The sequence below is a fragment of the Desulfosporosinus nitroreducens genome (genome assembly GCF_023897015.1).
GTDB lineage: Bacteria > Bacillota > Desulfitobacteriia > Desulfitobacteriales > Desulfitobacteriaceae > Desulfosporosinus > Desulfosporosinus nitroreducens.
Window position 1 is genome coordinate 253,547 of record NZ_JAMHFY010000005.1, and the last position, 12,369, is coordinate 265,915.

At 42.3% G+C, this 12,369-nt stretch carries 9 protein-coding genes; 6 read left to right on the forward strand and 3 right to left on the reverse strand.

The window, feature by feature from the left end; translation table 11 throughout:
* Positions 1-28 precede the first annotated feature (28 nt).
* Positions 29-661 (reverse strand): cobalamin B12-binding domain-containing protein, encoded by a 633-nt coding sequence (locus M8E35_RS08335; RefSeq protein WP_252468386.1) that lies wholly within the window; start codon positions 659-661, stop codon positions 29-31.
* Between the two features lie 26 nt (positions 662-687).
* Entirely contained in the window at positions 688-1,491 is an 804-nt protein-coding gene (locus M8E35_RS08340; RefSeq protein ID WP_252468387.1) for a methyltetrahydrofolate cobalamin methyltransferase, read from the reverse strand.
* A gap of 235 nt (positions 1,492-1,726) precedes the next feature.
* Between M8E35_RS08340 and M8E35_RS08345 the strand changes: the two genes are divergently transcribed.
* The 6 genes from M8E35_RS08345 (at position 1,727) to M8E35_RS08370 (ending at position 10,751) form a co-directional block, all read left to right on the forward strand.
* Complete coding sequence (locus M8E35_RS08345; protein ID WP_252468388.1) at positions 1,727-2,971, forward strand: PucR family transcriptional regulator; 1,245 nt, start codon at positions 1,727-1,729, stop codon at positions 2,969-2,971.
* Positions 2,972-3,615: 644 nt separating this feature from the next.
* Positions 3,616-5,322: a GAF domain-containing sensor histidine kinase gene (locus M8E35_RS08350; protein ID WP_252468389.1), complete on the forward strand. Its 1,707-nt coding sequence runs from the start codon at positions 3,616-3,618 to the stop codon at positions 5,320-5,322.
* A gap of 24 nt (positions 5,323-5,346) precedes the next feature.
* Positions 5,347-6,816 (forward strand): sigma-54-dependent transcriptional regulator, encoded by a 1,470-nt coding sequence (locus M8E35_RS26690; RefSeq protein WP_252468390.1) that lies wholly within the window; start codon positions 5,347-5,349, stop codon positions 6,814-6,816.
* Positions 6,817-7,037: 221 nt separating this feature from the next.
* The gene (locus M8E35_RS08360; RefSeq protein ID WP_252468391.1) at positions 7,038-7,916 is read left to right on the forward strand and encodes an FAD binding domain-containing protein; all 879 of its coding nucleotides are present in this window, start codon (positions 7,038-7,040) and stop codon (positions 7,914-7,916) included.
* Between the two features lie 18 nt (positions 7,917-7,934).
* Positions 7,935-8,408, forward strand: a complete 474-nt coding sequence (locus tag M8E35_RS08365; RefSeq protein WP_252468392.1) for a (2Fe-2S)-binding protein — start codon at positions 7,935-7,937, stop codon at positions 8,406-8,408.
* Positions 8,409-8,420: 12 nt separating this feature from the next.
* Positions 8,421-10,751 (forward strand): xanthine dehydrogenase family protein molybdopterin-binding subunit, encoded by a 2,331-nt coding sequence (locus tag M8E35_RS08370; protein ID WP_252468393.1) that lies wholly within the window; start codon positions 8,421-8,423, stop codon positions 10,749-10,751.
* Between the two features lie 1,194 nt (positions 10,752-11,945).
* Here M8E35_RS08370 and hepT read toward each other — a convergent pair.
* Entirely contained in the window at positions 11,946-12,368 is a 423-nt protein-coding gene (gene hepT, locus M8E35_RS08375; RefSeq protein ID WP_252468394.1) for a type VII toxin-antitoxin system HepT family RNase toxin, read from the reverse strand.
* Between the last annotated feature and the right edge of the window lies 1 nt (position 12,369).

Genomic DNA, 12,369 nt, shown 5'->3' on the forward strand with positions numbered 1-12,369 from the left:
AGCTTGACGCTTTATACCTATGAGTCGATTAAGCGCTTGCCAATTCCTTGGCTTTTACAGCTGCACTCCCCGCGTCAGGAGCAAAGCCGTCAGCTCCGATTTCATCCGCCATCTCCTGGGATACAGGCGCACCACCGACAATGACCTTGAACCCAGTTAATCCACTTGTTTTAAGGGTTTGAACGGCCTCCTTCATTGCCGGCAATGTTGTAGTAAGAAGTCCTGAGCATGCTACTATGGTCACATTTTCCTGTTCTTTGACGGCATTAACAAATTTCTCTGCAGAAACATCTACGCCCAGGTCAACCACTTTAAACCCGGCACTTTCGATCATCATGGCAACGAGGTTTTTGCCGATGTCGTGAAGATCGCCTTGAACAGTACCAATAACACAGGTCCCTAAAGAAGATGTGCTGGTCCCGGTGAGAAGAGGTTTGAGTACATCGACGCCCTTGGACATAGCTTTAGCCGCCATCAACATTTCAGGTACAAAAACTTCCCCTGCAGAGAATTTTTCCCCTACGACGCCCATAGAGTCGATCATAGCCTGGAGAATGTCCCCCGCTGCACTTCCTTCATCAAGTGCTTCCTGCACTAAACCCGGTACGAGTTTAGCTTTTCCTGCCTCTACCTTAGCTTTTACTTCTGTGATCTTTGTCATCTTAATTCCTCCTAGTGTTATGATATTTATTTCTTTTGACCAAATTTATCTTCCCGATATGCTCCAATGTACTCCATGCAGTATTCGTCCTGTCCTAAGAGGGCTTCAGTGGCATAGAGCATGCCCATCATATCTCTGTTTAACGGGTCGATGATCGCACTGTCCATACCTGCGTTCATCGCCAGCACGAGGAATGCCTGGTTGACAAGTTTTCTGACAGGAAGATTAAAAGAAATGTTGCTTGCTCCTCCTGTTACATGAATTTCGGGATACTGTGTTTTGATTTCTTTGATGACTTCTACCACCGTGTTGATTCCGTCTTCCGAGGTACAGAGCATTTGAACTAAAGGATCAATATGCAGCCGAGACGGGTCAATGTTATATTCTTTAGCCTTTTTCATAATTCCGGCAAAAACTTCCAAACGTTTTTCTGAATCCTGGGGAATTCCCGTGTCATCGCATAGAAGAGCGACACATTCCCATTTCGTCTCAGCTATCAAGGGAAATATGACATCAATCTTATCTCCTTCCAGAGAGACCGAATTGATAAGACCCGGCTTTTTGCAGAATTTAATAGCCTCTGCACAGATACGAACATTAGGGCTGTCAATAGCAATGGGTGTATCTGTAACCTCCTGTACCAGGTCGATAAGCCACTTAATGGTTTCAAGTTCAATGCTGTTTTCAACTGATGCACACACATCAATGAAGGCAGCTCCTGCTTCTGACTGATCTTTAGCCAGTTTTCTAATAAGGTCTTCATCCTTTGCAACAATTGCCTTTGCTACGGAAGGAATTGCTCCGTTGATTTTTTCTCCAATAATTATCAAAATTCGTCACTCCCATTAGAATTTTAGGCTCAATTAATCAATTACTTTCATCCAGCGTTTCATGCTAAAATACAAGTAACGATAAAATTAATCCCCTTTCCTTATTTACTAGGTTGTATAGTTGTATATATAAACTAATATTCGATCTTTTCGGACTATTACCTTTGGTCAATTTTACAAAAATATGGTGTTTAACAGTATATTGTGCACTCCGCCTTGAACAAGGAGGTTCTTCATGGAACAACAAAATTCGCTTCTTTCTCAATTTTCCTTGAGGTTAGTTAAAACACTCAGCAAAGAGTCCGGCCTGCAAGCCCTTGTCGATCTAGGGTATGAAGTTCTGGGCAACCCTTTTACGGTCACTGACTATAGCGTAAAAGTACTTGCTTCAACCGGTGAAACCAAAGTAACCGATGACCCCGTCTGGAATGAGCTTAAGATGAACAATAACTTTTTCTTTCAGACCTATTCGTATTATCTCAGGAATAGTTTGTTTAATGAGATAGCAAGAAGTGATGCTCCTTTTTACTGGTCCGATGCTTACTGCAAGTACCCCAGACTGATCGGCAAGATACGTATCAGCAACAGAGATGTCGCGAGTATCGTGGTTTGCGCCCATAACCGAGATTTTAAAGAAAGCGATGAGGAATTGCTCTCCCTGCTTTGCGATGCCTTCTCAATTGAGTTTCAAAAAACTAAATATATTGATTTCTCCCAGGGACTGATGCATCAAAGCTTTTTGTACGATTTGCTTGATGGGAAGTTCGAAGACGAAAGATTAATCGTTGAACGCTTGAAAATCTTAGGCTTAAAGTTTAAAAGCAAGTTGTTCGTTATAAACATTGATATAGAGAATTTAGATAGATTAAAATCAACCCTCCCTTACTTGAGGGGTAAAATTGAGAATACATTATCTAACGCGAAAGCGATAGTCTATAATCAAAACATTGTAGTGCTGGCCAGTAGTGAAAGTGGTAGGCATTTTCAAGAGATAGAATTAAAGACTTTAAAAGAATTTATTAATGCCAATAATATCCAAGCAGGAATCAGTCGTCCATTTTCAAAATTAACGGATGTAAGGGAACATTACCTTGAATCGGTTGAGGCAATTAAGTTGGGAAGTTCTATAAAAAGTGAGCAACATTTTTATGAATATCAAGATTTTATTATTTTTGATTTGATAAGTAACTATGCCCACGGCGAAAAATCCAAAAAGTTGATTCATCATTCCTTGATAAAGCTCATTGAATATGATAAGGAAAATGGCACGGATTATGTCCAAAGCTTTTACACTTACATCAGTAATTTTAAAAATATCAAAGACTCAGCCAATATTTTGAATATCCATCGCAACACTATGTTTCATAGGATTGAAAAAATAGAAAAGCTATTAAATGTTGATTTGAATGATGGGGATGTATTTTTTCAACTCTATCTGTCCTATAAAATTCTGGAATTTTATAAAATTACTTTACCCTGAAAAGGTATAGCTAAAGGTGCATTAAAAAACCATAATCTCCTTCGATATTCTGTGAGATTATGGCCGATTATTGGTTCTATTGAATGAACATAATTATTGGCACTTAAATTATTAGTAATTTGACTTCTCGTTCACATGACTTTTCAAAAAAATATGATAAAGTATATCGACAATCGAATAATGAATTCTAGAAACGACACATGTGGTGCTTTGCACGTAAATCTGATTACGGTACAAAGGCTACACCTGTGTCTTTTTTTGCGTTCAAAATTGGAAACAAAAATAGATTATTGTCTCTGAAATTACTAAGAGGCAATACCCTTACTTTATATTTTCTATTAAGTCTCCAAAGTCTTGGTAAATAAGACTTTTCGGAGTCTCATTCATACTATTTTAAGGCTTACTTCGATTGGTCTTTGTTGATAGGTTTAATCAGTTCTCTCTAAATTAAATTCCTGCTTCATTTGCCCTTCAAATGAGCCGTATTGTGTTATAATGTGGGAAAACTTCTTGGCATTTTCTCTACAGCGAGTAATTTGGAATCTGAACCCCATGGTAGCAATTACTTCGTTAATTTTCTATCTGAGAGGTTGGAGAGACATAATATCTATAAGATGAGGAAAATGGTTTGGAGTAGCGGTCAGTTGCGAAATGAAACTGAGAGTTCTAAGCTTATTGCACTGAAATCAACAACAAATAAATTATTAATAATACAGGAGATGGGGAAAATAATACCTCCAAGCGAAAGTATCAACTCAGTGATTGAAGAATTAAAGAGGCAAAACAGCCGTTTGGCTATCATAAATCAAATCGCTCAAAGCATTAATGTGGAAATGTCCTATGAGGAAATCATTGAGCAGGTAGCTACTCCTTTACGAAGCGTGTTGCCCTATGATTTATTGAGTTTCTGCCTTATAGAAAATGATGAGCTAATTATTAAGTCAGGTGTCCCCAAGGAGCAAAAAAAATTAGGAGTTGGCTGGATGTTGTCCGGTAAAAACTCTGCGCCTTGGAAAGCCATAGAGGATAAAAGCTGTTTCCTCAGGCAGGATATATGGAATGACAGCCATAAATACGAGGAAGACGGCAATCTGCGGTCATTAGGGATAAAGTCAGCAATCATGGCTCCGCTTCTCGTTAAAAATGAAGTCATCGGCACGTTAAATTTTGGTAGTAAATTTGCGTTTGCCTACTCGGAAAACGATTTCGTCTTTGTAGAGCAAATGGCCGACCAGCTTGCAGTTTGCATCTACAACTCTCGCCTATTTAGCGAGGTCCTGGCCATCAAGTCAGAGTGGGAACAGACATTTCAAGCTGTTCCCGACAGACTTTTTTTGATTAACCCACGCTACATGGTGCTTCGGCATAATAGTTCAAAAGAAATGACTCATAAAAAATCCAACCAAACTTGTTATGAAATGTTTTCCTGCTGTGGAGGACAAAAAAAATATTGTCCATCGGTTACGGCCTTTCAAACGGGCAGGCCAGCTGTGCAAGAAGTTATGGGACGCGACAATAAGACCATTTTTAATATTAGTGCTTATCCAGTTAGCAACGAAAAGGGTAGTCCCAATTATATGGTCATTTATGTCCAAGATATCACGACCAGAAGGAATATGGAAAGCCAACTCTTCCAATCTGCAAAATTGGCGGCAATTGGAGAAATGGCTGCTGGGGTGGCTCACGAACTCAACAGCCCTTTAACCGCGATTATCGGCAATTCTGAACTTCTAACGAGAAAAAAAATGAGCAGCGATACAACAGAAAAATTGTTGGAAGACATCAAGAGCTGCAGTCAGCGTTGTAGCCGTATTATTCAAAACCTTTTGACATTTTCCCGGCAGGATAGTTATGCTTTTGAACCAACCCTGATCAATGAAGTGATCAAAGCCAGCCTCTCTCTTGTCTCCTATCAAATTGAAAAGAGCAACATCAACATCATTGAGCGTTTAGATAGCGCGATTCCACCAATCATGGGCAATAAACAGCAGTTAGAGCAAGTCATCATTAATCTTCTGTTGAATGCCCGGGATGCACTAGAAGGAATAAGCAGCTCTATTATCGAAATCAGTACCGAAATGAAATGCGACCGCTGGAGTCAAGAACCGGTCATCATGGTCAACGTTAGCGATAACGGATGTGGGATACCTGATAATATCAAAAATAATATTTTTAATCCATTTTTCACCACAAAAGAGAAAATGAGAGGTACAGGATTAGGGCTTTCGGTCAGTCTGGGTATAGCACAGACTCACGGGGGGCGCATCGAAGTTTCGAGCACGCTTGAAAAAGGTAGTGTCTTCACATTGGTACTTCCCTTGGTCAATCATTCGGTCGTTTCTTCCCATTAAGATTTAGCAATAGGAGGAAGGGGTGTGAACATAGCGGAGATTCTTGTTGTAGACGATGAAATTGAAGTTTGTACGTTTTTTAACTACTACTTCCAAGAGATTAAGCAATTGCCCGTTCATGTGGACTATTCAGGAGAGCTTGCCCGGAAGGACTTTCAGAAAAATAAATACGACCTTGCCCTGATTGATCTCAAATTGCCGGATACAGATGGGATTACGCTATTGAAGGAAATAAAAACTCTGTATCCCAATTGTGAAGTAATCATCATGACGGGATACAGTACTGTTAAGTCTGCTGTTGAAGCCATGAAGTACGGAGCTTTCGATTATATCGACAAACCATTTAATGATCTGGGCGAGCTGGATGAAATTATTGATAGGACCCTGCAATTTATTCAAAGCAAGCAGACGTATGTGCAGAACGAGATGAAAACTATCACCACAAATTTTGGAATCGTCATTAGCGAAAATAGTCCGATGAAGGAAATACTACTCTTGGCCAGGAAAATGGCAAGCAAAAAACTAGGCGTACTCATTGAGGGGGAAACAGGAACAGGGAAAGAGCTAGCGGCCAGGTATATCCATAACAACAGTCCCCGTTCCAGTCACCCTTTCATCGCAATTAACTGTGGAGCATTAACAGAATCGCTCTTGGAAAGCGAGCTCTTTGGGCATGAAAAAGGCGCTTTTACAGGTGCTATCAGCAGACGTAGAGGAGTTTTTGAAATTGCTAATAACGGGACTCTGTTACTCGATGAAATCGGAGATGCCTCGCCCGCGATTCAACTGAAACTTTTACGAGTTTTGGAAACGGGGGAGTTTTACCGGGTAGGGGGCGAAACACCCTTGAAAAGTGATGTGCGTATTTTAGCTGCTTCCAATAAAAACCTACGACAGGCCGTTAAGGACCACTTATTTCGGGAGGATCTTCTCTATCGACTGGATGTGGTGGATCTGAAACTTCCTCCACTGAGGGAAAGGGTCATGGACATCGAGCCCTTGATTAATTATTTCATCGAAAAGAATCTTTCGGATAAGCAAACACAGGCAGTCTTTACCAAGGAAGCCATCACTATGCTACAGAACTATTCCTGGCCGGGCAACATTCGAGAATTGTCCAACATTGTATCCAGAGCAATGGTTTTGCGTGAGGGTTCCGAAATGGACGAGAAGTGCTTGCCCCCCTACTTATTGGCGAGAGATGAGAAGCATTTCGAAAAGCAAAATAACGAAAACGTAGAACTGATCGAAGATCCTCCGCAGACCTGGACCCAGCATATGCTGAAAACCATTATGGAACAAGATGAGGTTAATCTGCCGGAAGTGATAAGGATGCTAGAGCAACAGAACAACGACATCATTTGTACAATTATCATGAAAGCTTTGGATAGTACAAAAAATAATCAAAATGAAGCAGCAAAACTCCTGCACATCAACCCGAGGACACTGCGTTACCTGAAAAATGAAAAGGTAAAAACCAATAAAAATTTTTAAAAATAGTGGCGGCCGATTTTTTGGCCGCTACCATTTTTTTGTCTGCTCAGCCGATTTTTTGGTTGGAGTATTTGTCCATGGTTACATAGTTGGGTTAACAGTGGTCGGAAAAGACCATTACCGCGGGATTTAGAAAAAGTAGGCGGTCTGGCAAACATAGGCATTATTCTTGCAATATTGAATATTTGCAAACTTAGAAAAATAAAAAGGGGGGTCATGTCGTGTTCCAAGAATATTATATGGCTGAATCAGTATCCGACGCGTTAAGTTTTCTAAACAAGGGACCTGGAGATGCCGTAATCATTGCGGGCGGCACAGATTTACTACTTGATCTTCATGAAGGAAAGAAAAGAACGAAGTCACTGGTAGATATTACTCGTATTCCTGAATTGAAAAATCTATCCATGGAAGACGGTATTATCAAAATCGGCGCAGCGGTAACACATGCGCAGGTGGCTGAATCAGAGCTTATTTGGGCAAATGCACCGGCTTTGGCTATGGCGGCCAAGAAAGTGGGCTCTCTGCAAATTCGTAATATTGCCACTGTCGTCGGCAATATTATCAATGCCCAACCAGCGGCTGATACTGCCGTTGCTCTTACAGCCCTGGGGGCAAAAGTGACTATCGCGGATACCTCTGGAACGAGGGATGTTCACATCGATCAATTGTATGAAGACGTGGGAAAAAGCAGAGTTGACTGTAGAAGAGAATTGGTCACTGAGGTAATTATACCTGCACATGAACAGAATCAAAGCTCCTATTTTGTCCGCTTGGAACAAAGGAAAGCACTTGCTTTACCCATGCTGAATATAGCCGTGATGGTTTCTTTGGAAAAAGGGCAACAACGTTTTGAATGGGTACGTATCGCGATGGCTCCGGTAGGACCGGGTCCGATGCGGGCAACCAATGCCGAAAGGATTCTAAAAGGCACAGAGATAGACGATGAGATTATCACCAAGGCGGCATACGAAGCGGCAGCCCAGGCCAATCCGCGCGATAGTGACTTGCGGGGTTCCAGGGAGTATCGATTGCAAGTTTTACCTGCTCTGGTGAAGAGATGTATAAAGACGGCTGTTGCGCAGGTTGTTAATAAGGGCTGATAATGAAGGAGGAGAATCATGAATACGTTTAAACTTACATTCACTTTGAACGGAGAAGTTACGGAAGTCTTAGCAGAGCCTTCCGAGATGTTGGTAGATATCCTGAGGGAGAAGATGTATTTAACAGGGGCAAAAAAAGGCTGCGGAAAAGGAGAATGTGGGGCCTGTACCGTCATCATGAATGGTGAGGCTGTCAACTCATGCATGATTCCGGCGATGAAAGCCATGGGCGCAGTCGTAGAAACCATTGAGGGGATCGGAAACAAAGACAAGCTTCATCCTTTGCAGGAATCGTTTATCAATGAGGGTGCCATTCAGTGTGGTTATTGCACACCTGGGGTGATTATGTCGGCTAAAGCCCTTCTGGATAAAAACCTTGATCCCTCCAACGATGAGATTAAGGAAGCCATAGCCGGAAACATCTGCCGCTGCACGGGTTATGTGAAAATTGTCAATGCTGTTATGTCAGCTAGTCAAAAAATAAAAGGGTAAGGAGGAAGCGGAATGAAAACCTTCAATGTGGTTGGCAAAAATATTAAACGAAATGATGCACTGGAAAAAGCAACAGGAAAAGCTATGTTTTCCACTGATATGAATATACCGGGGATGTTATATGCCAAAGTCCTGCGCAGCCCCCACGCGCATGCCCTTATTAAAAGCATTGACACATCGCAGGCGGAAAAAATCCCCGGCGTCAAAGGGATAGCGACCTGGGGAAACACACCTCGGGAGCTGTTCAATACTTCTGCTACCATGACCTTTACAGTGCCCAGTATGGAGCCTGTTCTGGACCAATATATTTTTGACAAAGTCGTTCGTTATGTGGGTGATGAAGTGGCAGCAGTGGCAGCCATCAGCGAGAAGGTAGCTGCAGAGGCCCTGAAACATATTAAGGTAGAATATGAACTTCTTCCAGCTGTATTCGATCCCTTGGAGGCTATGAAACCGGAAGCTCCAATTATACATGAATGCCATGCTGGCAAAAATATTCCCGCTGAAATCGTCAAATTCGGAATGGGCGATATAGAAAAAGGTTTCGCAGAATCAGATATTATCTTCGAAGATGTGTTTAAATTACCAATTCAAAAACAAGCCCAGTTGGAAACTCAGGCTGCCCTTGCCCAGGTGGGTTCGGATGGGGGTATCACGGTATGGTCTACTACTCAAACACCACATCCCTCTCGCATGATTATTTCGAAGATTTTCTCGACTCCTCAGAGTAAAATTAGGGTTTTGAATCCCCCTTATGTAGGAGGAGGGTTTGGGGTCCGAATTGGGTTAAGCGCCAAAGCAGAGCCTATCGCAGTTGCCCTTTCTAAACTTACCGGAAAACCCGTGAAGATAGTCTATACAAGGGAAGAGGACTTCACTTCTTCCGATACCAGGCATGGCGGATATGTTTGGGTTAAATTGGGCTGTAAAAATGATGGAACTTTCCAAGCTATGGAATTGAAAAGTGCCTTGAATGCGGGTGCCTACTGCAGCTTTAGTGGTGAAACGCCGGGTGTCTTGGGAGCTATGGGTTTGGCTGTCTACCGCATGGAGCATATGAGTTATTATGGTCACAGCGTTTACACCAACTTCACGCCCTCTGGTGCCATGCGTGGCTTTGGCAACCCACAGGCTATGTTCGCCATTGAAGCTGCCGTGGATACCATAGCCGAACGGATCGGGATGGATCCCCTAGAACTTCGTCTGAAGAACATCATACAAGTTGGTGATAATTGGTGTCTTCCATATACCTGTGGATCTACAGGTTTGGCAGAATGTGTTGAAAAAGCAGCCAAAGTAATTGGCTGGGAACGGAGAGGTACTCTGAATGAGCCTGGCAGTAAGATCCTCAGAGGTATTGGGATGGGAGTCGGAACTCATTGTAGCAACGCCTGGCCGTTTTGTGTAGACTATGATAATGCAATTATTACTGTCCAGCAGGATGGATCGATTTTGCTGGCTGTAGGTGTCCCAGATATTGGTACGGGAACATCAACAACCCTTCCTCAATTGGCCGCTGAAGCCATTGGAGTAGAAATGAGCCAAGTCAATATGACTTTCGGTGACACCCTGACCACACCCTTTGATATTGGGAGCCATGCCAGCCGGACACTGTATGCTGCAGGGACTGCTGTTGTCGCCGCAGGTAATGATGTGCGCAAACAGATTTTAGAATACGCAGCAGTAGTTATGAAAATAGCCCTGGAACGACTGGATATCACCAAGGGGATCATTCATATATCCGGATCCAATGAAGCAGAAAGCTGCGAAGGCAGCGGAATTTGCCGGTCAGGCGAAGAATCGATGACGCATATTTCCGTAAGAGAGTTGGTTTATCATGCCCACTTACGTAACAAACAGTTCATTGGAATCGGTCGAACCATACCACCTAATTCCCCTCCCTGGCATGCACATTTTTACGAGGTGGAAGTGGATACAGAAACTGGTATGGTGAAAGTGGTGAAAGTAGCAGCTGCCCATGATGTAGGTAAAGCTGTCAACCCTATGATCGTCGAAGGCCAGATTGAAGGCGGAGTACTCATGGGAGTAGGCTATGCCACAAGTGAAGAAATCAAGATTAGTGCTAAAGGGAAACCTCTCCACACTAGCTACCATAAGTACCTTTTGCCTACCGCAATGGATGCTCCGGAAATCCATGCGATTATTGTGGAATCTAATGATCCGTCCGGTCCTTATGGGGCAAAAGGTGTAGGCGAATGTGGTATGGTGCTGTCGGCAGCTGCTATAGGCAATGCAGTCTACGATGCAACTGGAATTCGTTTCAATGAAATTCCCCTGACTCCAGAAAGAGTCTATAAAAGACTTCAAGAAAACAAAAAATAAACTGTTTGAAATCCATGGAACGGAGCTGTCTCAACTTCAATAAGGTATCCGTATAAATCATTCTTAGCTAGGTGCGTCTTAATTACAAGTTGGATCCCCGCAATCTAGCTTAAGGTTCGTCCCATCGAGATTCTTCACCAGTTATTAAGCCTAAGTTCTTCGCGCCGAATAAAGCTCTGTATAGTTCTTCCTGTAATCCCTTTTTAGGGTTCTGTACCATATATGCTAACGTATAACTCTGCCAGCGATCCTTACCCAGGATTTCCCTTGTCTCTTTATCCTTGTATTTAGACCCATGCTACTTTAGCATACCAATGGATATCTCTTGAATCCGTTGACTTAGCTTTATTAACAAGCCCTTGAAAGCCTATAAACCTCGAAATTTACTCATTTTGACCACTCTCGAAAACTTCTCAAATTTTTGTTTTGAAACCTACTCTGATTTGCTTTGGACACTATTTCCACCCTCAATTTCACACCCACAAATTCATAAAAAACTACAAAGTCAATATCCATAGATTTACATCAAAAGAGAGTACCTTTCAATTAACTAACTGAAGGTACTCTTTTTGGATTCGTTCAAGATAACGGGTACCAAAATGGTACCCAATGCTCATCTAAAATAAGAACTGCTGTGGTCATTTTCAACTTGGAACAGAGTGTAATACTCTATGACAAAAACGATCCAGAGTTCCGATAAGTGAGAGCCACCGTCTAGATGCACTAGGCAATTCGTATAGTGTGTCTTTTAGCGAAGTTAAACCGCCTCAATATTTGGCTTAGTGTTGGCAGAATCTTTGAAACGCTTACTTCGAGTAAAGGTATAAATAATTCCTCTATTGACGGTGCATCCAGGGCCTTTTGGAGCTCCCCTTTCTCGCTAAGGGTCTGTTACCTTTCCAGGACCGCCTTCTATGGAACTGATTATTGCCAAAAATATGTTTCTCACCACCGGCAGAAATCACGGATTCAACAACAACCGATTTGTATGACCCGCCCTGTATTAAAGCCTGCCAAACGGGGAAATGCACGGCCAGCCCATGGCAGTGATTTTGCGGCCCAAGGGCGCACTTGCCGATTAAAACCCCCACCAAGGTAATTCAAATTCGGATTCGAATCCGAATTTGAGAAGAAATCAGACGGATGTGTAAGGCTTCAAAAGCTATTTCTATACGAAATTTACTCTTCGGTAGGTCAGTGATTTTGGGCATATTTAGCCAAGTTTCGTGCGCACCGTTCAATTCCTCCTAATTCTTTCTGAATAATCTGCCACAATACCTTAGGCTCAATATCCCAATAAACATGGACGAGCCGGTTACGAAACTGTACCATTTGTTTTAGGGTCAGCACATCCTCCGTTAATAAGATACTATTTTCCGCAAGCACCTTAAAGATATCCGCATAATCTTTCGGAGCTCGCAAGCCTTTATCAGAAATAATATGATTTCCAATATTAATCAAGCACTCGATGGCTAACTGCAAACAACGCTCAGCACTATGAAAGTCCCTTTTGGACCCAGCAAACTCTCCTTCAGTAAGCGATTGAAGCTCTTGTAAGAAATCCAAATATTCTTTGATAAGCTCTAATTGCCGTTCAACCTTTGTGCGATTAACCAAC